The following is a 26,403-nucleotide window of genomic DNA, read 5'->3' on the forward strand; positions in this document are numbered from 1 at the left end:
CTGGTGGGTAGTTTGACTGGGGCGGTCTCCTCCCAAAGAGTAACGGAGGAGCACGAAGGTTGGCTAAGTACGGTCGGACATCGTACGGTTAGTGCAATGGCATAAGCCAGCTTAACTGCGAGACATACACGTCGAGCAGGTGCGAAAGCAGGTCATAGTGATCCGGTGGTTCTGAATGGAAGGGCCATCGCTCAACGGATAAAAGGTACTCCGGGGATAACAGGCTGATACCGCCCAAGAGTTCATATCGACGGCGGTGTTTGGCACCTCGATGTCGGCTCATCACATCCTGGGGCTGAAGTCGGTCCCAAGGGTATGGCTGTTCGCCATTTAAAGTGGTACGCGAGCTGGGTTCAGAACGTCGTGAGACAGTTCGGTCCCTATCTGCCGTGGGCGTTGGATGATTGAAGGGAGCTGCTCCTAGTACGAGAGGACCGGAGTGGACGAACCGCTGGTGTTCGGGTTGTCATGCCAATGGCATTGCCCGGTAGCTACGTTCGGAATCGATAACCGCTGAAAGCATCTAAGCGGGAAGCGAGCCCTAAGATGAGTCATCCCTAGGACTTTAAGTCCTCTAAAGGGCCGTAGGAGACTACTACGTTGATAGGCAAGGTGTGTAAGCGTTGTGAGGCGTTGAGCTAACTTGTACTAATGACCCGTGAGGCTTAACCATACAACCCAAAAGGGTTTCAGTTAATGGTTAACTTTAGCGAAAGAATACAGNCACTTGATTTAGTGTGACTCAAATTTAACTCTTGTATAAAGAGAACAGCTTTCTAAATTTATAATTTTGGTTAATTACGCAGGTAATTGTTTGGCTGACAAAGCCGTAACGAGCGAAGCGNGGAGTGTACTTTAGTACATGAGCACTGTAGCGAGGAAACAATGCCGTCAGACGGACAATTAACCAGTAAGAATTTGTCTGGAAACCATAGCATTGTGGTACCACCTGATCCCATCCCGAACTCAGAAGTGAAACGCAATCGCGCCGATGGTAGTGTGGGGTCTCCCCATGTGAGAGTAGGTCATTTCCAGACGCCTAATACGACAAAGCCCGTTGCTAATGCAACGGGCTTTTTTCATTTTAGCCTGGAGCTAACCACTCGAACATGGGGAAATAAAAAGTCCGAACGTAGTGAGGCTCAAACTCATGTGGAGGTCGATAAATGTTCCAGACAATATCGACACTTCCGCCATCCTTGGCGGTCGTAGGGGGCAGCGTCTGCGCTTATTAAGCGCAGCTTGATGCTGGACCTGAACGCGGAGAGCTAGCTCAAAGCTGACCGTGACAAGACGCCTAATAAAGCAAAAAGCCTTAGCATAATACGCTAGGGCTTTTTGCTTTCTACGCTCCCGTGAAAGAATCACTCCGATGTCGGTCGATAAATGCCCCATACCATATCGACACTTCCGCCATTCTTGGCGGTCGACTGTCGCTAGCGGACTCCTAAGCACTCTGTGAGGGGGATTTTTCGTTTAACCGTTGTTGAAATTATTACTCGAATATGGGGAGGAGTGAGACATCTGCAGTTATCAAACAAAACTTGATACTGGCTTGGTAGTCAATTATTCCTGCAATTTCCTACATCTATATAGTTCTGCGCCAATGGTCATAGTGTGGGCAAGCTCGAAAGGAAAGATAGTCTATAAAGCCCGTTGCTAACGCAGCGGGCTTTTTGTATTTGGGCTTACCTTGTCTGTTTCTAGTAACTATGCTGCTTGCTATATTCATATAGGAGCGTGAAAAGCACAATACAGCCCAAGGCTGCCAACACAGTGTGTGAAGTGGTTATAAACTGCGTCCATGGATTTTTGACGCCGAAGAGTCAACGCATTAATGTCGATACTACCTAGAGGAACTGTCTATTGGTCGAAAATACTATTGCTATTGAATCTTGTGTTGCCTACCTTATGGCAAGATAAGTACGTGGTCTCAAGGGATAGATATGAAAATAGAGATGATTTGCACTGGTGAAGAGGTGCTTTCAGGACAGATTGTAGATACCAATGCCGCGTGGGCAGCCAATGCATTGATGGATCACGGCATAGAGATGCAGCAACGTGTCACCGTTGGCGATAGATTGGATGATTTGGTACAGGTCTTTCAAGAAAGAAGCCAACACGCTGATATTATTTTGGTTAATGGTGGCTTAGGGCCGACCAGTGATGATTTATCTTCGTTAGCTATGGCCAATGCTAAAGGTGAACCATTGGTTGAGTGTGCAGAGTGGCGTGCTCGTCTTGAAGAGTGGTTCACTCGAAATGGCCGTCAAATGCCGCCGAGTAACCTTAAGCAGGCGCTGTTACCTGAGTCGGCGATTATGGTTGATAACCCAGTGGGCACGGCTTGTGGTTTTAGGGTAAAGCTCAATCGAGCTTGGTTATTCTTTACGCCAGGCGTGCCATTTGAATTTAAACGTATGGTTGAAGAGCAATTTATTCCATTTGTTAAGCAACTTAGTGATACCCATGTCGAAGTTGAAGTTTATAAATTATTAACTATTGGCAGTGGTGAATCCGTGTTAGCTAATCAGCTTGAGCAGTTAAGCTTACCGGATGGGCTGACTTTAGGTTATCGCTCGTTTATGCCATATATCGAAATTAAATTATTTGCTCGTGGGGCCGAGGCGATTGCACAATTACCTGAGGTTGTTGCTGTTATAAAGCAGCAGCTCGGTGAGTGTGTGGTGGCGGATAATAGTGATTCATTAGCTAAGGTCGTGCATCAGTTGCTCCTTGAGCAAGCAAGCAGTTTGAGCGTAGCAGAGTCTTGTACGGGAGGCATGATTGCTAACAATCTTGTGGCTTTTGCAGGGAGTTCTGGTTATTTACATCAAGGATTAGTCACTTACAGTAACGAGTCTAAGATAAAGGTGCTCGGGGTCAAATCGACCACACTCGATGAGCATGGGGCCGTCTCAATCGCGACTGTCACTGAGATGGCGCAAGGTGTGCGAGGTCTTTTAAACAGTGATTATGCTTTGGCAACTAGCGGCATTGCTGGCCCAGATGGGGGGACAGAGCAAAAGCCAGTTGGTACTGTCGCTATCGCTCTGGCCACGGAAAGTGGCACCTATAGTCAAATGCTCAAGTTTCCGGGACGATCTAGGGAGCTAGTACGCGCCCTAAGCACTGCGGTAGCTTTCGATATGTTACGACGTGCACTGTTACAGCAAGCGGTGATTGTTGATTATGGTTATTACCACAGAGTCGAATAGTGATTAAGGTATATTTTTAATCTTTAAAAATCAGTTTTAATTTACCCGGAGTGACCTCAATTCGTTTGGTCATTTCGGCAATTAATGCCTGATTGCTTTGTTGGGTATCGAGCACATAAACGGGTTGAGTCTCAAGAAAGTGGGTTAAAAACCCCATCAGTTGCGGCGCTATTGGTGCGATAGCTTTTTCGATATCTTTAGGCGTTGAGGCGACTTCAACCAAACGCAGTTGGCGTAGATACACACTGTGGGTGTTGGCGTCATACCAAGGCTTGGCTTCAAATTGTGTAGTTAACTTTGCCGTCAGTGGCGTCAAGGGGTTACGTACCTTAACTGTACTACTGGCAGTAATGGCCATGATGTCAGGTTTATGCCCTAATTTCACAGCCACATCATTAACGCGCATTTCAATGCCAAACAGGGTATTACCCTGCTTGGTGTCGAAATGTATAGCATCATTAAGATAGTTGCTGAGTTGTTTTTCGCTGATGCTGTATTGACTGGCGCACCCAGTCAATAGCAGCAAAATACTCAGCATCGCTATGCGCAAAAGATTCATCAACCGGTATTTCTCATGCCTGCTGCAACGCCTGCAATGGTGAGCATTAGGGCTAATTCGACATTGCTTGATGCGGCCTCATCTTTGCGGGTTCGGGCCAGTAGCTCTGCCTGTAAAAAGTTTAGGGGATCGATATAAGGGTTACGAAGTTCAACCGATTCACGATTCCATGGGGTATGTGACATCAAGGTTTCTGCTTGAGTCAGCGCTAACACCGCCTTAATACCCGTGGCCATTCTGCTGCGTAACTCCTCACCAAGATGGTGCAACTCTTTGGGTACTAAGCAGGTTTCGTAATATTTAGCTAGATTAGGTTCGGCCTTGGCATAGACCATCTCTAACATAGATATACGAGTTTCAAAAAATGGCCATTGCTGCTCCATCTCTTGCAGTAGTGCTAGCTCGCCGCGATCGGCTGCCGCTTGTAAGGCTTCGCCTGCGCCTAACCACGCTGGCAGCATAAGGCGGTTCTGTGACCAAGCAAAGATCCATGGGATCGCCCTAAGACTTTCAATTCCACCATCGACACGGCGTTTGGCCGGACGACTTCCTAATGGTAGCTTACCCAGTTCTACCTCGGGGGTTGCTGCACGGAAGTAGGCGACAAAGTCAGGTTCGTCTCTGACTATCCCACGATAGGCTTTAACCGAATCGGCTGCTAGCCGCTCCATAGCATCACGCCACTCAGGTTTAGGCTCAGGCGGTGGTAAGAGCGTCGCTTCCATAACGGCCGAGGTGTACAGCGCCAAGCTTTGTACCGCTAATTTGGGGAGGCCAAATTTAAAGCGGATCATCTCACCTTGTTCTGTTACGCGGATGCGTCCATCTACTGAGCCAGGCGGTTGGGATAAGATCGCTTTGTGTGCAGGTCCGCCCCCACGGCCAATGGTGCCGCCACGACCATGGAACAAAGTGAGTTTAATATCGGCTCGTTTACATATTTGTACTAGCTGCTCTTGAGCGCGGTATTGTGCCCAAGCTGCTGCCATAACGCCGGCATCTTTGGCTGAATCTGAATAACCTATCATCACCTCTTGGCTACCTTTACAGTAGCCACGATACCAGTCGATATTAAATAGCGCTGACATGCAGCTTGAGGCATTGTTGAGATCATCTAAGGTTTCAAACAATGGCACCACACGCATGGGGTGCGGACAGCCGGCTTCTTTTAGCAATAACAGTACGGCTAGCACATCCGAGGGTTGGCTGGCCATGGAGATCACATAGGAACCCAGCGCTTTAGCTGACTGATTGGCGACCAATCTAACGGTGCTTAAGACCTCTGCCACATCATCACTGGGTTGCCAATTATGCGGGATGAGTGGGCGCTTACCCGTAAGTTCTCTAAGCAAGAAGGCTTGTTTTTCGTGTTCATCCCAGTGGTGGTAATCCCCTAAGCCTAAGTAGCGGGTAAGTTCGGCGATGGCATCGCTATGGCGCTGAGCATCTTGGCGAATGTCGAGTCTTAGCATGTGGATGCCAAAACAAGCGATACGGCGCAGCATGTCGAGCAATAAGCCGTTAGCAATCAGGCTCATGCCTGACTCTGTGAGGCTGTTGTACAGCAAAGTAAGCGGCTGCTTTAGATCATCTTCATGCCAAATGAGGGTGCTTAAGTCCACTTCGGGAGAATGCCCCTCGAGTCGCAAGTTTAGGTAATCTATGGTATCGCGTAATTTTTGTCTTAAGTCTCGCAGCACATCTCGGTAAGGCTCATGACTATGGTTAGTGAGTGCTGACAGCTCTGCGTTCGCCTCTTCCATTGACAGTTCATTGACCAGCAGCACCACATCTTTAAGGTAGAGTCTTGCCGCCGTATGACGGTTACGATCTAAGACTTCTTGGGTAATTTTGGCGGTAACAAAGGGGTTGCCATCACGGTCTCCTCCCATCCAACTTGAGAAGCGCACTGGGGCGATATTGGTGGGCAGCTGTTTGCCTGTGCGCTCTTCAACTTGTTCATTGAGTTGACGTAAAAAGTCTGGAATGGCCTGCCACAATGACGCTTCAATAGTGCTCAATCCCCAGCGGGCCTCATCGACGGGTGTTGGGCGTTCATGGCGGATCTCATTGGTATGCCAGATTTGCGCGATCAGTTGGCGTAATCTAAGGTGGTTCTGCTTTTTTTCGCGCTCGGTGAGCTGTGGGTTTTCTAAGGCTGCGAGAATGTCGACGACTGCCGAGTATTTTTGTATCAGCGTGCGTCGAGAAATTTCAGTTGGATGGGCTGTCAGTACCAAATCGATATCGAGTGTTTGTAAGCACTCGAGCATTTTGTCTTGATCAACTCGTCCATTAAGCATCCGCCCGAGCAACTGCTCTACAGGATCGGGCACGCAGACTAATTCGTCGCAATTTCTACTGATGGTGTGAAACTGCTCGGCAATATTGGCAAGGTTTAAAAATTGATTAAAGGCTTTGGCAAATGGCACTAACTCATCATCGGGAAGGGCGGCTAATAGCGTCAGCATCTGCTCTCTTGCCGCATCATTTCCTTGGCGTGAACTTTTAGCCAAGTGCCTAATCTGTTCAATTTTATCTAAAAATGGCTCATCCAAGTGGGTGCGAATGGTATCGCCTAAGATCTGGCCTAAAGTCCCTACATTGGATCGTAACGATGCGTACATATCAGCCATAAATGCTCCATACCTCTAAATTAATCATTCACAATACCCAGCCAATTAGGCTGCGGTCAAGATAGCATATCTGGATATTACAAACTTATGTGCTACACATCACTGCTTAGCGACACTTAAGTTGCATTGTTATTGCATTATCACTCCTGTTTTGGGATTGCTGCGGGCTTTATGGCGGTAGCCTAGTTATCGGCTACTATCCTAGGGCTGGGTTGAGTATCAACTAGCCAAAAAAGCATCAGTTATGACCCATTTTCGAAAAAATCACTATAAATATATATTCACGCATGTTGCATAAATAATTTCTCGTGATAATCTATCAAGCAACTTAAGGCCAGCGCCTTTATCTACAAGTGTATTATTGAGACGACAAATGAAGATTTCATACTTAAAAACGGATTATAAGGTTAGCTACACAAACTTCCTGCGACGATAAACTTGTCATGTTGGTATCTCTACCAGGGCTTAAGTAGTGCCCCCTCTTTTTCCTTTATGGTTAATTAATAAGAAGTCTATAAGTATGAAAAACATCGCAATAATTGGCGCCAGTGGATACACAGGTGCACAGATAACTGCATTAATTCAGGCCGATAAAGAGTTACAGATACAAGGTCTGTATGTGTCTGAAAACAGTCTCGATAAGGGCAAAGCCCTGGCCGATTTATATCCTGTATATTGCCATATCACCTTACCGCTATTACCGCTTTCTGAAGCTGCTAAGCAGACAATAATTGCAGAGGCCGATGCTGTCGTGTTGGCGACTGATCATGGTGTCAGTTTGCATCTTGCCGCTTACTTTTATGCTCAAGGGTTAACGGTGTTTGACTTAAGTGGTGCTTATCGGTTTGCCGATGCGCAGCAATACCCTAAATGGTATGGTTTTGAACATGAATATCCAGAGGTGCTTGCTAACGCGGTTTATGGGTTGGCTGAATGGAATCATGCTGCAATTGCAAACAGTAAAATGATTGCTGTACCAGGCTGTTATCCTACCGCTTCATTGACAGCCCTAAAGCCATTAGCTGCATTACTAGGTGAAAGCCTGCCGGTGATCAACGCGGTCAGCGGAGTGACTGGCGCCGGGAGAAAGGCGCAGCTGCACACCAGCTTTTGCGAAGTAAGCCTCACTCCTTATGGCGTGTTAGGGCATAGGCACCAACCAGAAATTGCAACTCAGTTGGGTAAAGAAGTTATCTTCACGCCGCATCTCGGTAACTTTAAACGTGGGATTTTAACCACGATTACGGTGCAGCTTAAAGCCGGGGTGACTGAAGCCGACATAGCTAACGCGTATAGCGTCTACAATGAATGCCCACTGGTTCATGTATATCAACATCAATTTCCTAAGATCGATGATGTCGTGCTGACGCCCAACTGTTTATTAGGCTGGAAATTCGATGCCCAAACGGGGTACCTCGTAGTGGCGAGTGCAATCGATAATTTGATGAAAGGGGCTGCTAGCCAAGCTCATCAATGCATAAAGATTCACTTTAATTATTCATAATCAAATTCACGAGAGCATAGCCATGATATCTTCACAGCAACCTTTAGTACTTAAAGTCGGTGGCGCGCTATTACAGTGCGAAATGGGAATGGCTCGCTTAATGACCACAGCAGCCAATATTATCAAAACAGGACAAGCTGTCATTATGGTGCACGGTGGTGGTTGTTTAGTGGATGAGCAATTGGCCGCCAATGGCATGCAAACCGTTAAGCTTGACGGTTTACGGGTTACGCCAGCTGAGCAGGTACCGATAGTCGTGGGGGCGTTAGCAGGGACGTCCAACAAGATATTACAGGCGGCGGCAGTTAAAGCCGGTGTGACCTGCGTAGGCATGAGCCTAGCCGATGGCGGTATTGTCTCGGCGCAGATAAAGGATGAGCAGCTGGGATTTGTCGGCGAAGTTAGCCCAAAAGATGCGACCTATTTAAATTTTATTTTGGCACAAGGCTGGATGCCCATCGTCAGCTCCATCGCTGTGGATGACTTAGGTCAGCTATTAAATGTCAATGCCGATCAGGCAGCAACCGTTTTAGCTAAATTGGTTAATGGCAAATTAGTTTTACTGTCTGATGTGAGCGGCGTACTTGATGGTAAAGGGCAGCTTATTACCTCTTTGAATAAGGCCGAAGCCGCTGAGTTGACTCGCCAAGGTGTTATCGACAAAGGCATGAAAGTTAAAGTAGAAGCGGCTTTAGAAGTGGCGCAGTGGTTGGGGCAACCCGTGCAGGTTGCTTCATGGCGCGATAGTGCTCAGTTAGCGGCATTGGTGCAAGGTGAAGCCATCGGTACTCAAGTACTGCCGCAATAACCTTGATTGCATATTCGCCAAGGATTTTTATTTTCAGGAGTAGAGTTATGAACCACCTATTATCGATTAAAGAGCTGAGCCAACAAGAGTTGGTGGAATTACTGTCATTGGCTAAAACGATCAAAGCGAATCCTGGTGACTACCGCACCGCATTAGACGGTAAGAGTGTGGTGATGTTATTTGAAAAGCCTTCACTACGCACTCGTGTTAGCTTCGATATCGGTATCAATAAACTCGGTGGTCATAGTGTCTATTTAGATCAACAAAATGGTGCCTTAGGCCAGCGTGAACCCGTGTCAGATTTTGCCGCTAACATCTCTTGCTGGGCCGATGCGATTGTGGCGAGAACCTTTTTACATTCAACCATTGAGGCGCTTGCCGAGCACGGTACAGTACCTGTAATTAATGCCTTATCGGATATGTATCACCCTTGCCAGGGCTTAGCCGATTTTCTTACCTTGGCAGAACAATTTGACGATTTGAGTCAACTTAAATTGGCTTATGTTGGCGATGGTAACAATGTGACTCACTCCTTGATGTACGGCGCGGCATTATTGGGGGCCACCATGACGGTTATCTGTCCTCAGGGACATTTCCCCGATGGCAAGGTTGTACTCGAAGCGCAAAAAATTGCCGCGGCTCACGGTGGCGAGTTAATGTTAACCACAGATGTTGACAAGATTGCCGGTCACGATGCGATTTATACCGATACTTGGATCTCCATGGGTGACAACACCAGCCTCGATGACATTAACGATAAATTTGGCCCTTATCAGGTTAATCGCACCATGATGCAAAAGGCTGGAGCAAAATATTTTATGCATTGCCTGCCAGCTTACCGCGGCGTAGAGGTAACTGCCGATGTGGTCGATGGCGAAGGGTCATTGATTTTACAGCAGGCCGAAAATCGTATGCATGCACAAAATGCCGTATTAGTGACACTATTAAGTTAATTAATTTCCCCTACAACACCATTGAATGCCTTGGCGTTCATGAATACATCATTAGGAAAGAGTCATGAGTAACGAAACAACAGCAGTAAAAAAAGTGGTATTGGCCTACTCAGGCGGTTTAGATACTTCGGCAATTATCCCTTGGTTAAAAGAGACCTACGATAACTGTGAAATCATCGCTTTCTGTGCCGATGTTGGGCAGGGTGAAGCAGAGCTTGAGGGGTTACATGAGAAGGCTATCGCTTCGGGTGCATCAGAGTGCCATATTGTCGATTTAAAAGAAGAGCTGGTGGCCGATTATATCTATCCCACTATTGCCACGGGGGCCATTTATGAAGGGACGTATCTACTGGGTACTTCTATGGCTAGACCGATTATTGCCAAGGCTCAAGTGGAAGTGGCTCGTAAAGTAGGCGCCGATGCTTTATGCCATGGCTGTACGGGTAAGGGCAATGATCAGGTGCGTTTCGAAGGCTGTTTTGCTGCTCTGGCTCCCGATCTGAAAGTGATTGCGCCATGGCGTGAGTGGGAGATGGTGAGCCGGGAAGATCTGCTCGACTACCTTGCCGAGCGAAATATTCAAACCACAGCGTCGGCGACTAAGATTTATAGCCGCGACGCTAATGCTTGGCATATTTCTCACGAAGGTGGTGAACTAGAGGACCCATGGAACGAGCCAAGTAAAGGGGTTTGGACCATGACAGTGGCGCCAGAAGATGCCCCAAATGAAGCGGAATATGTGTCAATCGAGGTGGAAGCTGGCCGCGTCACCAAGGTTAACGGTGAAGCATTATCACCGTATGCGGCGCTCATGACACTTAACACCATTGCCGCGGCACACGGTGTAGGCCGTATCGATATTACCGAAAACCGTTTGGTGGGGATGAAGTCACGTGGCTGTTATGAAACTCCGGGTGGCACAGTGATGTTTGCCGCGCTGCGGGCGATTGAAGAGTTAGTGTTAGATAAGAGTAGCCGTGAATGGCGTGAGCAAGTGGGCGCGCAAATGGCTCATTTGGTTTATGACGGTCGTTGGTTTACGCCGCTGTGTGAATCACTGCTGGGGGCATCGCAGCCGCTGGCAAATCTGGTTAACGGTGAAGTGGTGATTAAGCTCTATAAAGGGCAAGCACAGGCAGTGAAGAAGCGTTCTCCCAATAGCCTATATTCAGAAGCCTTTGCCACCTTTGGTGAAGATGACGTTTATAACCAGAAAGATGCTGAAGGTTTCATTCGTTTATATTCATTAGCTAGCCGCATTAGAGCATTAAACGCTAAGTAATTTAATGAGTTTACCGCTTGCAAGGGGCGAGTTATCGCCCCTGTATTTTTACCGAATGAAGAGGATATCGAGATGGCGTTATGGGGTGGAAGATTTAGCCAAGAGAGCAGTGCACTGTTTAAACTTTTTAACGATTCGTTGCCCGTTGACTATCGCTTGATCGAAGAAGACATTGTTGGCTCGATTGCGTGGGCCGATGCTATCGCCTCGGTTGGTATTTTAACTGATGTTGAATGTCTCGAATTAAAAAGTGCGCTTAATCAGCTTCTCGATGAAGTTAACGACAAGCCTGAGTTAATTTTGGCCTCTGGTGCTGAAGATATTCACAGTTTCGTCGAGCAATCACTGATCGCTAAGGTGGGCGACTTAGGTAAAAAATTGCATACGGGTCGTTCGCGTAATGATCAGGTGGCCACCGATCTTAAGTTATGGTGCAAAAAAGAGGGGCAAAGCCTATTAGGTTTGTTGGGTAAACTTAGAAGTGCCTTACTGGATTTAGCCGAACGTGAGCTCGATGCTGTTATGCCTGGCTACACCCATCTTCAACGTGCTCAGCCCGTGGCATTTGGTCATTGGTGTTTAGCCTACGTTGAGATGTTCGAGCGTGATATTAGTCGCTTAGAGGATGCGTTGAAACGCGCCGATACTTGCCCTCTGGGCACAGGTGCGCTAGCGGGTACGGCTTATCCTATGGATCGTTATGCGCTGGCGAAATCGTTAGGGTTCGCATCACCGACCCTGAACAGTTTAGACACTGTCTCGGATAGAGACCATGTGATTGAATTATGTAGCGATGCGTCGATCAGCATGATGCACTTAAGCCGTATGGCCGAAGACTTAATCTTCTTTAATAGCGGAGAGGCGGGTTTTATCGAGTTAGATGATCAAGTCACTTCTGGCTCATCATTGATGCCACAAAAGAAAAACCCAGATGCATTAGAGCTGATTCGGGGGAAAACTGGCCGCGTTTACGGCAGCTTAGTGGGGATTTTAACCACCATGAAGGCGCTACCGCTAGCCTACAATAAAGATATGCAAGAGGACAAAGAGGGGCTATTTGATGTCATGGATAGCTGGTCCATTTGCTTAGAAATGGCGGCGTTGGTGTTGTCTGGTTTAAAGGTGAATCGTGAAAATACCCTTAGGGCTGCGCAGCAAGGATATGCGAATTCGACTGAACTGGCGGATTATCTGGTTGCTAAAGGGATGCCTTTTAGAGAGGCGCACCATGTGGTCGGGGAGGTAGTCGTGGCCGCGATTGCTGAGCAAAAGCCGATTGAAGATTTTACATTATCTAGCTTACAGACCTTTGCCAGCGTGATTGAGCAAGACGTTTACCGATGCCTGACTATCGATTCATGCTTGGCTAAGCGTGAAGCTTTAGGTGGCACAGCATTAGCGCAAGTCAAAGCAGCGCTGAGTGCTAAGTTGGTATAACCGTTATTGCGTTTATATGAAAAAACCTGCCGTGGCAGGTTTTTTTATGGTCAAGATCCTAGCTTCAATGAGGCCTAATTGCCTATTTGCATCGCTTACTGGAATAGCTCTTCTACGGCATCATCGATAAAAATATCATCTTGCTGCTGTGGCTCGGTAGCCATCTCAGTAGGCTCGGTACCACTGACAAAGTATTCAAACGCACTGGTATGGTCAGTTTTGCGGCTAAGCTTACCTGTGGCTAAATCAATGCGCGCCGATACAATCCCCTTCGGAGGTTGCGACGGCTCTTCAGGCGTATTGGCGAGTGCATTTTTCATAAACTCGTTCCAGGCCGGTCCAGCCGTTTTTGCTCCGGCTTCGGCGCCCGATATTTGATCTTTTTCACCATTAGCGTTCCAAGCGGTGCGTCCCAGCTCTTTGCTGTGATCATCGAACCCAACCCACACCGTGGTGACCAGTTTTGGATTGAAACCACTAAACCAGGTGTCACGAGATTCGTTGGTGGTACCCGTTTTACCGGCAATATCACGTCGGTTCACTACGCGAGCGGCGCGCCATGCGGTGCCGTTCCAACCAGTGCCTTTGCGCCAATCACCCCCGCCCCAAATAACACTTTTAAGTGCATCGGTAATTAAGAAAGCGGTTTGCTCTGAAATAATACGCTCGGCATGACGCGCTTCAATAGGGCAACCATTTACGCTTACCGCTTGAGATAATTCATTAGTTGTCTCTGCACTGGTGGTCAGTTCTGTCGCTGTGATCAATGCAGGCAAGGTATCATTAGGTGTATCGTCGATTTCGGGGGTACAGGCAAATGTCGGATTTGACTGTTCAATCGTTTGTTCGTAGGCGTTATCAATATGGTCGATATAGTAGGGCTCGACGCGATAACCTCCATTAGCGAACGCCGAAAACGCGGTGACCACCTGCAATGGTGTTACCGAAGGTGAGCCCAATGCTAATGACTCATTTTTGGGCATATCTTCTCTATCGAAACCAAAACGAACTAACGTATCAATGGTCTCTTCTAAGCCGACATAACGCATGGTTCGAACAGACATGACGTTAATGGATTGGGCTAGGCCAACACGTAAGCGAGTCGGGCCTGTGTATCTGTCGGGGGAATTTTTAGGTCGCCATGCTGTGCCTTGACGGATGTCGGCGTTATTAATGGGCGCATTATTAATCAAGGTCGCGAGGGTGTAGCCTTTTTCTAGCGCGGCAGTATAAATAAACGGCTTAATGTTAGAGCCCAGCTGACGTTTCGCTTGGGTGACGCGATTATATTGGCTGGTGTGGAAACTGTAGCCGCCAACCAAGGTCTTGATGGCGCCGTTATGTGGATCAAGAGAGACAATGGCGCTAGCCACTTCTGGAATTTGAGATAGCTGCCAAGTCTCTGCGTGGCGGATCCAAATTTGCTCACCGACATTTAATATCTCGCTCGCTGCTTTAGGGGCACGGCTTTGACGTGAGTTGCTTATGAACTTACGTGCCCATTTTAATCCTTGCCACTCTAGAGTAATTATCTGTCCCTCTGCGGTAAGTACTTGGGCACTTTGTTCACCCACTTTAAGCACGGCTGCCGGTTCTAATCCTTGGAAACCTTGTGTTTGTTTGAGCTGCTCGATAATGCTTTCGTTTGCTGGTAGGGCAGCGGCTGGTTGCCACAGTACCTTGGTTGGACCGCGGTAGCCGTGGCGCTCATCATAAGCGTAAACATTATTTCTTAAGGCTTGCTGTGCTAGCTGTTGTAGCCTTGAATCAATTGTGGTGTAAACGTTATATCCACCTGTGTATGCTTCTTCTTCACCATATTTTTCTGCTAGGTAATCACGTGCCATTTCAGATATATAGGGGGCGTACAGCTCAACTTCTGCGCCGTGATATTCCGCAGTAATAGGAGCGGCTATCGCTGCTAAGTATTCCTGCTCGGTAATATTATTTTTTTCGAGCATGCGGCTAAGTACCCAGTTACGACGATTGATGGCGCGAACGGGGTTGCGAATGGGGTTAGCTGCGGATGGCGCTTGCGGCAGACCGGCAATCATTGCCATTTCGGGTAAGGTGAGTTGCGCGAGCTCCTTACCGTAATAGACTTGAGCCGCAGCGCCTACACCATAGGCTCGGTTACCTAAAAATGAACGATTGAGATAGAGGGTGAGGATCTCTTCTTTGTTCAGTGCTTTCTCAATTTTAAGGGCTAAAAAAATCTCTTTAATTTTTCGGATGTAGGTTTTTTCTCTGGATAAGAAAAAGCCTCTGGCGACCTGCTGGGTAATGGTACTGGCCCCTTGGCTCTTTTTGCCCGTAGTCGCCAAAATAAAGGCTGCACGAACGATACCGATAGGATCGATCCCTTTGTGCTCAAAGAAACGCGCATCTTCGGTGTCCAGTACTGCGTTTATCAGTTGTTGGGGTACCTGTTCATATTCAACTGGGATACGACGTTTTTCACCAAACTGTGAGATGAGTTTGCCATCTGCACTGTAAATTCGTAACGGAGTCTGCAATTTTACCGTTTTAAGGGTGGTAACATCGGGTAGATCGGGAAGCACATAAAAATATGCAGCGGCAATAGCACCTACTCCCAAAAGAGTGAGGCTAAATAGCGCGATAATAATTCGTTTAAACCACTTCACCAGATTATTCCAATAAATAGAGCAGGCACAACAGTATATAAGGCGAGAGGCTATTGGTGAAGCAAAAAAGGTTGTCAAAAAAATGGCAATTGTAAAAGTGATAAACATTTTGTACAAATAGCTATAACAGATTGATTTTGTGCTAATCTAATTCTTGAAATTATAACAATAAAGTGGCGATATATTATGCTTTCAAATTTATGGAAGCGTCAGGCTCCGCAGATGGTGGGTATCGATATCGGTTCTCACGAAATTAAAGCAATTCTGCTGAGTAAGACTGCTGATGGTTATAAAATATTGAGTCATGCAGCGGTACCTGTAAAAAAAGGAGCCGTTAACGATCATGAAGTGCGCGATACCGATGCTGTTTTAGAGTCGCTGAAATTGATTAAGCGTGCATTACCGAAATCGGTCAAATACGCTGCAGTTGCTGTATCGGGATCGGCAGTGATGACCAAGGTTATCTACATGGACGCTTCGCTTAGCGAAGAAGAGATGGAGACCCAAATTGAGATTGAAGCCGATAACTTGATCCCTTATTCACTCGATGAGGTCAGTATCGATTTTGAAACGCTCAATGTGAATAGTACCGATCCCTCAAAAGTGGATGTACTACTTAGCGCTTGTCGAACCGAAAATATTGATGCCAGAGTCGATAGTTTGGATGATATTAATCTTGAGACTAAAGTCGTCGACATCGAAGGTTATGCCTTAGGGCGTTCGTTTGAGTTAGTGGCAGCACAACTACCTGACGGTGGAAAAGATAAAATCGTTGCGCTGGTGGATATTGGTGCCAATATGACCACCTTTTCAGTGGTTGAAGGCGGAGAGACGACCTTTATTCGCGAACAAGCGTTTGGTGGTGAGCAGTTTACTCAATCAATTTTATCATTTTATGGCATGTCTCATGACCAGGCCGAAACCGCTAAGGTTGAAGGTTCTCTTCCTCGCAATTATATGTTCGAAGTGCTATCTCCTTTTCAAAATCAGTTATTACAACAAATAAAACGTACATTACAAATTTACTGTACCTCCAGTGGTAAAGATAAAGTCGATTATATTCTCTTGTGCGGTGGCACCTCAAAACTCGAAGGTATGGCCAACTTATTAACCAATGAGCTGGGTGTACAAAGCGTAATTGCCGACCCCTTTGCAGGTTGTTTGCATGCCGACGATGAAATTAAAACGCGCCTGCAGCCAACAATTAATAAATATATGGTTGCGTGTGGATTAGCGCTTAGGAGTTACTCTCAATGGCGAACATAAATTTACTTCCATGGCGAGAAGAGGCACGAGAAAAACATAAACGCGATTATTTAGGCATATTAATGGCTGTTTTTATCGGCGCTTCACTACTGGTTTATGCGGCGTTAATGGTCATCGATATGATGACCGAAGAGCAACGTGGCAGAAATGCCTATTTGCAATCTGAAATTCAATTATTAGAAACGCAGATAGCCGAAATTAAGAAAATTCGTGAGCGTAAAAAAGATATTGAACGTCGTACCGAGATTATTCTTAATTTACAGCAGGCGCGAAATTTACCGACACATGTGTTAGATGAACTGGTGCGCATTGTCCCTCCTGGAATATACCTATCAAGTATCGAAAAGAAGGGCAGCTTGTTATGGATAGAAGGGCGGAGTGAATCTAATAACAATGTGGCCAATATGATGCGTAAAGTGACAACATCATTATGGCTTCATGATCCTAATATGCAGTCTATCGTTTCTCAAAATGAAGCGATGCGCCAACTACAGCGATTCAGTTTACGTGTTTCTATTAGTGACGAGAGTGCAGAAAGTAATACTGCCCAAGGAGCGAGCAAATGAAACTCGATCTGAGTGAATTTAACGATGTCGACTTTGAAAACATTGGGGGTTGGCCAACTCAGGTTAAAGTTGTTTTTGCAACGTTACTGGCAATTCTTATCTTTATTGCTAGTTACTTCTTATTTGTTTCAGATGCCATCGATACGTTAAATCGCGAACAAGATAAAGAACTCACACTGCGGGATGATTTCAAAGCGAAATATCAATTAGCGGCTAATCTTAAATTATATCGTGAGCAACTTACCGAGATGGAAGTTCAGTTTGCTGAGTTACTTAAAATGTTACCTTCGCAAAATGAAATGCCAGGATTGCTAGATGATCTTACGTTTGTTGCCACCGATTCGGGTTTGGGGATCGAAAGCCTCGAATGGCAAGAAGAGATCCAACGTGATTTCTATATCGAGTTCCCCATTAGTATGTCGGTGACAGGGGATTACCATGAGATGGGGCAGTTGGTAAGTGATGTGGCCAAATTACCTCGTATCGTGAGCTTACATGATTTCGTGATTAAGCGGAGCGACCAGGGGCAGTTAGCGATGGAGATCTTAGCTAAGACTTATCGTTTTAAAGAAGGTGTTCAGTTACCTAACGATAAAAATGCCAAGGGGGCTAAGTAATGAAACAGCTACCCTGGTTAGTGTTAATTATTGCTTTAACAGGTTGTATGGGGGATCGCAGCGATATAGAGGAGTTTGTGACCACAACTAAGGCGCAGCATGTCGCTTATGTTCCGCCATTAAAACAACCGCCGACATTTGAACATTTTGTCTATCAAGCCCATTTGATGCGCAGCCCATTTGTGCCACCATCACGTGAATTAACTGAAGAGGTTATCGATACGACAAAAGATTGCCTCCAACCAGATTTAAAACGCCGTAAAGGACGATTAGAAACCTATGCGTTAGATAATTTAAAAATGCGTGGTACGTTAAGTGAAAAGGAAACGATTTGGGCACTAATAGAAACAAACGATGGCAGTGTTTATCGATTAGGTATCGGTGAGTATTTAGGGTTGTATCACGGGCGAATTGCTAAAGTAACACCGCAAACAGTCGAAATAATAGAATTAATTCCTGATGGTTCAGGTTGCTGGGCTGAAAGATTAAGCAACATGGAGCTCACTGGTGAATAACAAGCGAAGGATAAGGGGAAAGATGGAATCTTCTGCCGTGAGAAATGCATTACTAAAAATGTCACCTTTATTTAATGCGGCCTTAGGCCTAGCGTTAATATTAGGTGTGGCGCCGTATTCTTCAGCTGCAAACCGCTTAGTGGATGTTAAGTATCACTCAGTCGTTGATCACCAGCTCGAATTACAGTTGATATTTGAGGACGATGTTACAGAGCCAGATATTAATCTCAATGCGTCGCCGGCCCAAATTATTTTGGGATTCGATGACAGCCTATCAGGTTTAGAAAAGTCGCGATTACCTGTCGATAATGTCGGCGTTAAATCAGTCTCTATGTTACAAGACAGTGACAGGCTAAATGTGCTGGTGGACTTGGTTAAGGTAAAAGCGTATCAAGGTAAAGTGTTAGGTAATACCTATAGGCTAACGATTAATGATGAAGTTGCTAACCGCAGTGAAAGTGCGGTTAATCCATTTGTTAATGGCATCAAAAATATCGATTTTCGTCGTACGACAGAGGGTGGTGGTGAGTTATTGGTTAAACTAAATAACGCTTCAGTTGCCGCCAATGTTGAACAGGTGGGGGCCAAATTAGAGCTCAAATTATATAACACGGATATTGGCTCCAACTTATTGTATGTGATGGATGTGCAAGATTTTGCCACTCCTGTTAGAAGCTTTGAAACTTTCAAAGAAGAATTAACCACTCGCATATTACTCAATATTGATGGCCAATATGATTATAACTATAAGCAAGAAGGTGATCTGTTTCGCTTAAGTGTGAATAAGGCGGTACGGAATAACGTTGTAAAAGAAGAGAAAAAATATGAGGGACGCTCGCTGTCACTTAACTTCCAAAGTATTTCTGTTCGAACCGTATTGCAAATTATTGCCGACTATAACAACTTTAACCTAGTGACCAGTGATACTGTCGAGGGGGATATTACCCTGAGACTCGATGATGTACCTTGGGATCAAGCGTTAGACTTAATTTTGCAAACTAAAGGTTTAGATAAGCGCATCGAAGGTAACATTTTAATGGTTGCGCCAGCGGAAGAGATGGCAATACGTGAAAGCCAAGAGCTTAAAAATATGCAAGAAGTGAAAGAGCTTGCTCCGCTTTATTCTGAATATTTACAGATTAATTATGCTAAAGCTCTCGACATTGCCGCATTGTTGAAAGGAGATACTTCGAGTTTATTATCTGCACGCGGTACCGTTGCGGTCGATGAGCGCACCAACACCTTGCTGGTTAAAGACACCGAAGAAAGTTTAGAAAATATTCATCGTTTAATCGAAGTATTAGATATTCCGATTCGTCAGGTTTTGATCGAGTCACGCATGGTCACGGTGAAAGATGACGTCTCTGAAGACTTAGGTATTCGCTGGGGCATCACTGATCAGCAAGGCAGTAAAGGCACTTCAGGTAGTTTGGGCGGAGCCAATGATATTGCCAATGGTATCGTTCCCGATATTGGCGATCGTCTCAATGTTAACCTACCCGCAGCAGCTACCAATCCTGCAAGTATTGCATTTCATGTGGCTAAGTTGGCCGATGGTACCTTGCTGGATCTCGAGTTGAGTGCGCTTGAGCAAGAAAGCAAAGGTGAAATCATCGCCAGCCCGCGCATTATGACCTCTAATCAAAAGGCGGCTTATATTGAGCAAGGTGTCGAGATCCCTTATGTCGAGTCGGCTTCAAGTGGTGCGGCCACAGTGCAATTTAAGAAAGCGGTGTTGTCGCTACGCGTGACACCGCAAATCACCCCGGACAACCGAGTGATCTTGGATCTTGAAATCACGCAGGATTCACAAGGTAAAGTGGTTGATACACCGCTAGGGCAAGCGGTATCTATCGATACTCAACGTATTGGTACTCAGGTGCTTGTCGATCATGGTGAAACTATCGTATTAGGTGGTATTTACCAGCAGCAACTGATCAATCGTGTCAGCAAAGTGCCTGTATTAGGGGATATTCCTTTTGTGGGTTACCTGTTTAGAAACACTTCTGATAAAAATGAACGCCAGGAGTTATTGATTTTCGTAACCCCAAAAATCATTTCAGAAGATTTGTAACTACCTATGCTCTATAGTAAAAAAGCCAGCGTATAAACGCTGGCTTTTTAGTGGGGGAGTATAATTTCACAGAATTTACTCGCATCACTTGCCTTTAAGGTGGGATAACTGAGATAATCCATGGTCAAGTCTCATTAGAGCAAGGTAACATTTAAGGTCGGCCTGATTTTCTGGTTGGCGTAGGCAAACTTCATATAAGATTCAGACGTAAAGCAATGGCTGAAAAACGTAATATTTTCCTAGTAGGTCCTATGGGGGCTGGTAAAAGCACTATAGGTCGTCATCTGGCGCAGATGCTCCATTTAGAATTCCACGATTCAGATCAAGAAATTGAAAACCGCACAGGTGCGGATATTGCGTGGGTATTTGACGTTGAGGGCGAAGAAGGTTTTCGTCGTCGCGAAACACAAGTTGTCGCTGACTTAACTGAAAAACAAGGTATTGTTTTAGCAACTGGCGGCGGATCAATCGAGAGTAAAGATATTCGCAACAATCTTTCTGCTCGTGGCATAGTGGTCTATTTAGAGACGACTATCGACAAGCAAGTTGCGCGTACGCAACGAGATAAGCGTCGTCCGTTACTACAAGTAGATGACCCTCGTGAAGTGTTAGAAAAACTTGCTGAAACGCGTAACCCTCTTTACGAAGAGATTGCCGATGTCATCGTTAAAACCGATGAACAGAGTGCGAAAGTGGTTGCCAATCAAATTATTGAACAGTTAGGTTTTTAATCATTAGGCGGAAGCATGGAACGGATTCAGGTTGAACTTGGTGTACGTAGTTACCCGATTTATATTGGCCCGAATCTGCTGGAGAAGCTCGAGTTATTCGAGTCACACCTCCAGAATAAAAAAGTGCTTATCGTCAGTAATGATACAGTAGCGCCCCTGTACCTTGAAAGGGTACAGGCGCTATTAACTCCTTTTCAATGTGCGACACCGGTCATCTTACCCGACGGTGAGCAGTACAAAACGTTAACAACACTGGATGATATCTTGACCTCACTGCTGTCGCAGAATATGGGGCGAGATACTGTGCTTATTGCACTGGGCGGCGGCGTTATCGGTGACATGACTGGCTTTGCAGCGGCCTGTTACCAACGCGGAGTCGATTTCATCCAAATACCAACAACCTTATTATCCCAAGTTGACTCTTCTGTTGGCGGCAAAACAGCGGTTAATCATCCCTTAGGGAAGAATATGATCGGCGCTTTTTATCAACCGCAACTAGTGGTCATAGATACACAGTGTTTAAACACACTACCGGTGAGAGAATTTGCAGCCGGAATGGCAGAGGTGATTAAGTACGGTATTATCTGGGATCAGGCTTTTTTCTGTTGGCTTGAAGATAATGTCGCTGAGTTAAAGCGGTTAGATGAGTCGGCATTACAGTATGCGATTGCTCGCTGCTGCCAGATAAAAGCAGATGTCGTCGCCCAAGATGAAACCGAACAAGGGGTGCGGGCATTACTTAATCTCGGCCACACCTTTGGCCATGCTATTGAGGCCGAAATGGGTTACGGTGTCTGGCTGCATGGTGAAGCGGTTGCTGCTGGTACTGTGCTTGCGGCTCAAACTGCTTGTAAAATGGATTTGGTAGAGCAAAGTGTTGTCGAGCGAATCGCAAAACTCTTTACCGCTTTCGACCTGCCTATCCAGGCGCCTAATAACATGGGTTTTGAACAGTTTATTAAGCATATGCGTCGTGATAAAAAAGTGCTTAAAGGTAAGCTTAGGTTAGTGTTACCCGAAGGCCTAGGCCAAGCGGGAATTTATGCTAACGTTCCTGAGCCTCTTTTAGAAGAGATCCTTTGCCGCGCTTAACTTGTGTGGTGATCCTGTGACATATCAAGCTTCGATATTATTACCTAGCCAAGAATCTTTGCTGCATCGTTTACAGCACGTGATCTTATATGGTCAGCAGTTAACCGTATTAACAGGTGAATATGGTGCAGGCAAAACCACCATAGTCACAGCGCTTGTCGATGCTCTCGATGATGTCAGTTCCGCCTTGGTTACGTGCCCGCAGCACGCTGACTGCGCCGAAATTCGTCGTAAAATCTTAGTGCAACTATTGTCTGAACCCGTCTTCGATGATGAGTTGCCACTGCCAGAAACCCTGCTAGATTTAGCGCAAGCTTTACCGGCTAATAGCCATATAGTGCTCGATGATGCTCATCATCTCCCGTTGGAGATTTGGGCAGAATGTATAGTGTTAAGCCAAATGCAGTTGGTGGGTAAAAGTCTCTCGGTAACACTCACCACCCCCAATGTATTTTTAAGCCAGTTATTAACGCAACTGCCAGAAAGTCAGCATCAACTGTTACTTCCCATGGTGATCGAGCCGTTAAGCTATGCCGAACGCGAGGCGCTTTATTACACCTTGTTGCAGCGCAGTGAGCAAACCACTTTTACTCCCAGAGATATTGTTAAAGACCAACTGCAACAGCAGCAAGGCTTACCGAGTGAGGTGGTGGCGTTACTGTCACTTGCGCTTGATGGGGAGCCTGAGACTCCAGTTAAAAGAGGCTGGCTTAAGTCGGTTTTACTGACTCTGCTTGCTTGTGCCGTCTTGGTTGCTGGATATGTTGTCATGCTGCCTGATGTTGAGCCGTTAGTCTTACCTCAGCAACAGACTGTCGCTTCTGTTCGTGCCACTCGCGCCAATATTACTTATGGTGAGGCGTTACTGGCGCCCTATTTTGATTCGCGTCAGTTAGGCCTACAAGCGCCCCATGCTGAGGATATTGCTGAACGTGCAATAGCGCGAGCCACCTTGCGACATGATAACCTAATTGCTGCTGAGCAGAGCGAGGAAAATACGTTAAGTGACGGTGTGGAGGCTGAGGTCGATTATAGTCAATTGGGGCAATTTGAGCCTATCAGTACCGATAGGGCAGAGATGCAGCTGCATAATGATAAGGTGGAAATTTTTTCGCTTAAAGATGATGTTACAGCTATAACGACAGCGCCACAGCAAGAGGTTGAACCTGAGCCTACTCTGAATAATAACGGTGAATTAAACCGCCAAATGCCGCAGACGGGTTACACATTACAACTGGCTAGCGTCAAAAAGCTCAAGTCACTCAATGAAATTGTTGAACAACTTAATGGCTCAGATAATATTCAAGTGGCGCGCTACAAACAGCGCTGGGTCGTGCTATACGGGCGTTACAGCTCCCGCGAGCAGGCAATGGCAGAGGCGCAGCGCTTACAAAATGAAGTAGGGCTAGCACCACCTTGGTTGCGGGTGTGGGGCGATTTATCTCAATATGAGTTACAACAACGGCTCCCGACTCGTGAAATTCAATAATAAACAGAGTACAATCGGCACCTTGTTTTCATGGCGCATTCAATCGATTTAGATGATTAAAAAGCAAAGGGCCTTCCTTAAGTGGGCTGGTGGAAAATTTAAGCTGGTTGATGCTCTCACGCAACACCTTCCCCAAGGCGATCGATTAGTCGAACCTTTCGTTGGTGCTGGCTCGGTGTTCCTCAATACTGATTACCAGCAATACCTGTTATGCGATATTAATCATGACTTGATTAACTTGTACAAAATCGTGCAAGCCACTCCTGAAAAATACATTCGGGCGGCTAAGGCGATGTTCAGCGATACTAAGAATGACAAACAAGTCTACTACCAAGTTCGCAGTGAGTTTAATCAGGTAAGCGATCCGTTTTTACGTTCAGTCTACTTTCTTTATATGAACCGTCACGGCTTTAATGGCCTGTGCCGCTACAATAAAAAAGGCGGCTTTAATGTGCCTTTTGGTTCATATAAAAGACCCTATTTCCCTCACGATGAGATCATGGCATTTGCTGACAAAGCTCAGAAAGCTGAGTTTCGCTGTATTGGTTATGAAGAGGCGTTTGGCTTTACCCAAAGTGGTGACGTTGTCTATTGCGATCCGCCGTATGCACCACTATCGACAACAGCCAGTTTTACCACCTATGTGGGCTCAGGTTTTAGCTTAGATGATCAGGCATTACTAGCTCGAAAAGCGCGTCACACCGCGATTGACCGAGGTATACCTGTGTTGATCAGCAATCATGATATACCATTAACTCGCGAGCTTTATCACGGCGCCCGTTTCGATACGATTCAGGTGCAACGTAACATTAGCCAAAATGGCAGTGGCCGTAAAAAAGTAGATGAGTTGATGGCGCTATATGATGATAGATATCATAGCGAAAACGATTAAGTCAGTACCAGATTAACGATAACGATTAACCCTATTACCAAGCCAATGGCTAAAATTATCCCCATGATAATATAGGGGATTGGCGAGTGAGATTGAAAGTCACGATGGCGGTTTTGATCGCTTTGCACGCCAAAAAAAGCAGCTAAAGTGCTAAATAACAGTTGGATGAGGGAGTGCCCTTTAATAGCGATTTTTCTGGCTCGCTGGGTTAATGTCATCCATCGGACTGGTCTTATGCCCATGGAGTAATTCTAGTAGGTCGACAAAATGGAACTGACTCGAGCGGCTATTACCCGTTAACCAATTTATCCAACTAACATTATCAGATGGTTGCGCACAGCGATTACTCGGGTGGCTTGCGGGTAATGCCGAGTTATAAACAGCGTTGCTATCGCATTCACAGGCCGATGAGTTAGCGGTCTGGGTATCATCTTTAACGTTTACGGCTGTCATCCCAACAGCAAGAGTTGCCACTGCCAGTAAACCTACTGATTTTATATTATTCAATAGTTTTAGCTTATCTTTCATCTCTACATCCTGTATCACACGTAAATGTCACAATTGGCAACATTATAGCAAAGCCGTTTATATTTTGAACATCTATTTACGTAGGTAATTAAGTCGCTTGAATAAAAGCGCTTATTTCTGAGTTTGAGCACAGTTAATGCTAGTAAAGCCCTAGAGTGGCAGTAAGGCATTGAGGTAGAATAGCGTATTTATTATCCACACTAGCGAGTTTACCATGCGTCCATTTTTAATTGCTCCCTCGATTCTTTCTGCCGATTTTGCCCGCCTTGGGGAAGATGTTGATGCCGTGCTCAGTGCGGGTGCCGATGTCGTTCACTTTGATGTGATGGATAATCATTACGTACCCAATCTCACCATAGGCCCTATGGTGTGTAAGGCGCTGCGTGATTATGGTGTTACTGCCGAGATTGATGTGCACCTAATGGTTAAGCCTGTGGATCGTATCATTCCCGACTTTGCTGATGCGGGCGCATCGATCATCACCTTTCACCCAGAAGCCTCTGAGCACATCGATAGAAGTTTACAGTTGATTAAAGAAGCGGGTTGTAAGGCTGGGCTGGTGTTTAACCCAGGTACGCCATTGCATTATCTTGATCATGTGATGGATAAGCTGGATGTGATTTTATTGATGTCAGTTAACCCTGGATTTGGCGGCCAGTCGTTTATTCCGTCAACGCTGGACAAGCTACGTCAAGTGCGCGAGCGCATCGACGCCAGTGGCTTTGATATTCGCCTCGAAGTCGATGGCGGCGTTAAGGTCGACAACATTGCCGAAATCGCTGCCGCTGGCGCCGATATGTTTGTGGCTGGCTCGGCAATTTTTAGTCAGCCAGATTATAAAGCTGTCATTGATGAAATGCGCGCAGAACTGGCGACAACAGAGGCTAAGTCATGATCCATGCTAAGCAAATTAAGGCGATAGCCTTTGATCTGGACGGCACCCTCATCGACAGTGTGCCAGATCTTGCCGCCGCCACAAATGCTATGCTGGCCGAGTTAAATCTGCCTAACTGTAGTGAGTCACAGGTACGTTCATGGGTGGGCAATGGTGCCGAAAAGTTAGCCGAGCGAGCACTTAGTTTTGTTCATGATAGGGCGATAGATGCGGCCGAATTAGCCGATGCTATGCCGCTATTTATGCGCCATTACCAAGCCAATTTACAGCAACACAGTAAATTGTATGACGGTGTTAAGCCGGTATTACAACAGTTGCATGCTGCCGGATATCGCTTGGCTGTGGTGACGAATAAACCTTATCGTTTTACCCTGCCATTACTCGAGGCTTTCGGTATTGCCGAGTTCTTTAGCCTAGTGCTGGGTGGCGACTCATTAGCCAAAATGAAACCCGATCCTATGCCGTTAACTCACCTATTAACCCAGTGGCAGTTAACACCAGAGCAGCTTTTAATGGTGGGCGATTCTAAAAATGACATTTTGGCGGCCAAAGCGGCGGGTATTGCCTCAATCGGCTTGACCTATGGGTATAACTACGGTGAAGATATCGGGCTCAGCGGCCCAAGTGCCGTATGTGAACAATTTAGTGAAATAACAGCATTAATTAACTCAAGTGCTGAATCAACGGAGCAATAAA

Annotated in this window: 22 protein-coding genes and 2 rRNA genes; 19 read left to right on the top strand and 5 right to left on the bottom strand. The window is 46.1% G+C overall.

Features of this window, described 5'->3' with window-relative positions; all coding sequences use genetic code 11:
* The 3 genes from DN599_RS18055 to DN599_RS18065 all read left to right on the top strand — a co-directional run.
* A 23S ribosomal RNA gene (locus tag DN599_RS18055) occupies positions 1-673 on the top strand; the annotation flags it as partial.
* Between the two features lie 248 nt (positions 674-921).
* Positions 922-1,037, top strand: a 5S ribosomal RNA gene (gene rrf, locus DN599_RS18060).
* 909 nt (positions 1,038-1,946) lie between these two features.
* Positions 1,947-3,218: a CinA family nicotinamide mononucleotide deamidase-related protein gene (locus DN599_RS18065; protein WP_110458992.1), complete on the top strand. Its 1,272-nt coding sequence runs from the start codon at positions 1,947-1,949 to the stop codon at positions 3,216-3,218.
* A gap of 16 nt (positions 3,219-3,234) precedes the next feature.
* On the opposite strand, the gene DN599_RS18070 is transcribed toward DN599_RS18065, so the two are convergent.
* Both DN599_RS18070 and ppc read right to left on the bottom strand, forming a co-directional pair.
* The gene (locus tag DN599_RS18070) at positions 3,235-3,777 is read right to left on the bottom strand and encodes a YceB family lipoprotein (RefSeq protein ID WP_110458993.1); all 543 of its coding nucleotides are present in this window, start codon (positions 3,775-3,777) and stop codon (positions 3,235-3,237) included.
* Entirely contained in the window at positions 3,777-6,413 is a 2,637-nt protein-coding gene (gene ppc / locus DN599_RS18075) for a phosphoenolpyruvate carboxylase (RefSeq protein ID WP_110458994.1), read from the bottom strand. Before ppc ends, DN599_RS18070 begins: the two co-directional genes overlap by 1 nt.
* 520 nt (positions 6,414-6,933) lie before the next feature.
* Between ppc and argC the strand changes: the two genes are divergently transcribed.
* From argC to argH, 5 genes are all read left to right on the top strand, one after another.
* Entirely contained in the window at positions 6,934-7,917 is a 984-nt protein-coding gene (gene argC / locus DN599_RS18080; protein ID WP_110458995.1) for an N-acetyl-gamma-glutamyl-phosphate reductase, read from the top strand.
* 22 nt (positions 7,918-7,939) lie between these two features.
* A complete protein-coding gene (gene argB / locus DN599_RS18085; protein ID WP_110458996.1) occupies positions 7,940-8,725 on the top strand; it encodes an acetylglutamate kinase in 786 nt (261 codons plus the stop codon).
* A 47-nt stretch (positions 8,726-8,772) separates the two neighbouring features.
* Complete coding sequence (locus tag DN599_RS18090) at positions 8,773-9,678, top strand: ornithine carbamoyltransferase (RefSeq protein WP_110458997.1); 906 nt, start codon at positions 8,773-8,775, stop codon at positions 9,676-9,678.
* A 64-nt stretch (positions 9,679-9,742) separates the two neighbouring features.
* Positions 9,743-10,960 carry an argininosuccinate synthase gene (locus DN599_RS18095; RefSeq protein ID WP_110458998.1) on the top strand — a complete coding sequence of 406 codons (1,218 nt, stop codon included), beginning with the start codon at positions 9,743-9,745 and terminating at the stop codon, positions 10,958-10,960.
* Positions 10,961-11,032: 72 nt separating this feature from the next.
* Complete coding sequence (gene argH, locus DN599_RS18100; protein WP_110458999.1) at positions 11,033-12,397, top strand: argininosuccinate lyase; 1,365 nt, start codon at positions 11,033-11,035, stop codon at positions 12,395-12,397.
* Between the two features lie 95 nt (positions 12,398-12,492).
* Here argH and DN599_RS18105 read toward each other — a convergent pair whose 3' ends face one another.
* On the bottom strand, positions 12,493-15,042 hold the full coding sequence (locus DN599_RS18105; RefSeq protein WP_110459000.1) for a penicillin-binding protein 1A: 2,550 nt from the start codon (positions 15,040-15,042) through the stop codon (positions 12,493-12,495).
* A 186-nt stretch (positions 15,043-15,228) separates the two neighbouring features.
* Here DN599_RS18105 and DN599_RS18110 point away from each other — a divergent pair, with 186 nt between their 5' ends.
* The 9 genes from DN599_RS18110 (at position 15,229) to DN599_RS18150 (ending at position 24,284) form a co-directional block, all read left to right on the top strand.
* Positions 15,229-16,308, top strand: coding sequence for a pilus assembly protein PilM (locus DN599_RS18110; RefSeq protein WP_110459001.1), 1,080 nt, complete (start codon positions 15,229-15,231; stop codon positions 16,306-16,308).
* On the top strand, positions 16,296-16,874 hold the full coding sequence (locus DN599_RS18115) for a PilN domain-containing protein (RefSeq protein ID WP_110459002.1): 579 nt from the start codon (positions 16,296-16,298) through the stop codon (positions 16,872-16,874). The genes DN599_RS18110 and DN599_RS18115 overlap by 13 nt, the downstream gene beginning before the upstream one ends.
* Positions 16,871-17,491, top strand: coding sequence for a type IV pilus inner membrane component PilO (locus tag DN599_RS18120; protein ID WP_110459003.1), 621 nt, complete (start codon positions 16,871-16,873; stop codon positions 17,489-17,491). The genes DN599_RS18115 and DN599_RS18120 overlap by 4 nt, the downstream gene beginning before the upstream one ends.
* Positions 17,491-18,006: a pilus assembly protein PilP gene (locus DN599_RS18125; protein WP_110459004.1), complete on the top strand. Its 516-nt coding sequence runs from the start codon at positions 17,491-17,493 to the stop codon at positions 18,004-18,006. Before DN599_RS18120 ends, DN599_RS18125 begins: the two co-directional genes overlap by 1 nt.
* A gap of 22 nt (positions 18,007-18,028) precedes the next feature.
* Complete coding sequence (locus DN599_RS18130; RefSeq protein WP_110459005.1) at positions 18,029-20,080, top strand: type IV pilus secretin PilQ; 2,052 nt, start codon at positions 18,029-18,031, stop codon at positions 20,078-20,080.
* Between the two features lie 215 nt (positions 20,081-20,295).
* A complete protein-coding gene (aroK, locus tag DN599_RS18135) occupies positions 20,296-20,811 on the top strand; it encodes a shikimate kinase AroK (RefSeq protein WP_110459006.1) in 516 nt (171 codons plus the stop codon).
* 15 nt (positions 20,812-20,826) lie between these two features.
* A complete protein-coding gene (gene aroB, locus DN599_RS18140) occupies positions 20,827-21,903 on the top strand; it encodes a 3-dehydroquinate synthase (protein ID WP_110459007.1) in 1,077 nt (358 codons plus the stop codon).
* Positions 21,904-21,919: 16 nt separating this feature from the next.
* Positions 21,920-23,392, top strand: a complete 1,473-nt coding sequence (locus DN599_RS18145; RefSeq protein WP_110459083.1) for an AAA family ATPase — start codon at positions 21,920-21,922, stop codon at positions 23,390-23,392.
* A gap of 52 nt (positions 23,393-23,444) precedes the next feature.
* The gene (locus tag DN599_RS18150; RefSeq protein WP_110459008.1) at positions 23,445-24,284 is read left to right on the top strand and encodes a Dam family site-specific DNA-(adenine-N6)-methyltransferase; all 840 of its coding nucleotides are present in this window, start codon (positions 23,445-23,447) and stop codon (positions 24,282-24,284) included.
* Here the strand turns inward: DN599_RS18150 and DN599_RS18155 are convergent.
* Together DN599_RS18155 and DN599_RS18160 are read right to left on the bottom strand one after the other, a co-directional pair.
* Positions 24,281-24,502: a DUF2970 domain-containing protein gene (locus tag DN599_RS18155; RefSeq protein WP_110459009.1), complete on the bottom strand. Its 222-nt coding sequence runs from the start codon at positions 24,500-24,502 to the stop codon at positions 24,281-24,283. The genes DN599_RS18150 and DN599_RS18155 overlap by 4 nt on opposite strands.
* Positions 24,465-24,812 carry a hypothetical protein gene (locus tag DN599_RS18160; RefSeq protein ID WP_110459010.1) on the bottom strand — a complete coding sequence of 116 codons (348 nt, stop codon included), beginning with the start codon at positions 24,810-24,812 and terminating at the stop codon, positions 24,465-24,467. Before DN599_RS18160 ends, DN599_RS18155 begins: the two co-directional genes overlap by 38 nt.
* Before the next feature lie 214 nt (positions 24,813-25,026).
* Here DN599_RS18160 and rpe point away from each other — a divergent pair, with 214 nt between their 5' ends.
* Entirely contained in the window at positions 25,027-25,707 is a 681-nt protein-coding gene (gene rpe / locus DN599_RS18165; RefSeq protein WP_110459011.1) for a ribulose-phosphate 3-epimerase, read from the top strand.
* Positions 25,704-26,402: a phosphoglycolate phosphatase gene (locus DN599_RS18170; RefSeq protein WP_110459012.1), complete on the top strand. Its 699-nt coding sequence runs from the start codon at positions 25,704-25,706 to the stop codon at positions 26,400-26,402. Before rpe ends, DN599_RS18170 begins: the two co-directional genes overlap by 4 nt.
* Position 26,403: the final 1 nt, after the last annotated feature.

Origin of the sequence: Shewanella algidipiscicola, from assembly GCF_900380485.1 — a bacterium.
In the GTDB taxonomy this organism is placed as follows: Bacteria; Pseudomonadota; Gammaproteobacteria; order Enterobacterales; family Shewanellaceae; genus Shewanella; species Shewanella algidipiscicola.

Bases quoted from the DNA above. Each gene is read 5' to 3' on its own strand.
- DN599_RS18065 (WP_110458992.1), top strand. From the start codon at position 1,947: ATGAAAATAGAGATGATTTGCACTGGTGAAGAGGTGCTTTCAGGACAG.
- DN599_RS18070 (WP_110458993.1), bottom strand. From the start codon at position 3,777: ATGAATCTTTTGCGCATAGCGATGCTGAGTATTTTGCTGCTATTGACT.
- ppc (WP_110458994.1), bottom strand. From the start codon at position 6,413: ATGGCTGATATGTACGCATCGTTACGATCCAATGTAGGGACTTTAGGC.
- argC (WP_110458995.1), top strand. From the start codon at position 6,934: ATGAAAAACATCGCAATAATTGGCGCCAGTGGATACACAGGTGCACAG.
- argB (WP_110458996.1), top strand. From the start codon at position 7,940: ATGATATCTTCACAGCAACCTTTAGTACTTAAAGTCGGTGGCGCGCTA.
- DN599_RS18090 (WP_110458997.1), top strand. From the start codon at position 8,773: ATGAACCACCTATTATCGATTAAAGAGCTGAGCCAACAAGAGTTGGTG.
- DN599_RS18095 (WP_110458998.1), top strand. From the start codon at position 9,743: ATGAGTAACGAAACAACAGCAGTAAAAAAAGTGGTATTGGCCTACTCA.
- argH (WP_110458999.1), top strand. From the start codon at position 11,033: ATGGCGTTATGGGGTGGAAGATTTAGCCAAGAGAGCAGTGCACTGTTT.
- DN599_RS18110 (WP_110459001.1), top strand. From the start codon at position 15,229: ATGCTTTCAAATTTATGGAAGCGTCAGGCTCCGCAGATGGTGGGTATC.
- DN599_RS18115 (WP_110459002.1), top strand. From the start codon at position 16,296: ATGGCGAACATAAATTTACTTCCATGGCGAGAAGAGGCACGAGAAAAA.
- DN599_RS18120 (WP_110459003.1), top strand. From the start codon at position 16,871: ATGAAACTCGATCTGAGTGAATTTAACGATGTCGACTTTGAAAACATT.
- DN599_RS18125 (WP_110459004.1), top strand. From the start codon at position 17,491: ATGAAACAGCTACCCTGGTTAGTGTTAATTATTGCTTTAACAGGTTGT.
- DN599_RS18130 (WP_110459005.1), top strand. From the start codon at position 18,029: ATGGAATCTTCTGCCGTGAGAAATGCATTACTAAAAATGTCACCTTTA.
- aroK (WP_110459006.1), top strand. From the start codon at position 20,296: ATGGCTGAAAAACGTAATATTTTCCTAGTAGGTCCTATGGGGGCTGGT.
- aroB (WP_110459007.1), top strand. From the start codon at position 20,827: ATGGAACGGATTCAGGTTGAACTTGGTGTACGTAGTTACCCGATTTAT.
- DN599_RS18150 (WP_110459008.1), top strand. From the start codon at position 23,445: ATGATTAAAAAGCAAAGGGCCTTCCTTAAGTGGGCTGGTGGAAAATTT.
- DN599_RS18155 (WP_110459009.1), bottom strand. From the start codon at position 24,502: ATGACATTAACCCAGCGAGCCAGAAAAATCGCTATTAAAGGGCACTCC.
- DN599_RS18160 (WP_110459010.1), bottom strand. From the start codon at position 24,812: ATGAAAGATAAGCTAAAACTATTGAATAATATAAAATCAGTAGGTTTA.
- rpe (WP_110459011.1), top strand. From the start codon at position 25,027: ATGCGTCCATTTTTAATTGCTCCCTCGATTCTTTCTGCCGATTTTGCC.
- DN599_RS18170 (WP_110459012.1), top strand. From the start codon at position 25,704: ATGATCCATGCTAAGCAAATTAAGGCGATAGCCTTTGATCTGGACGGC.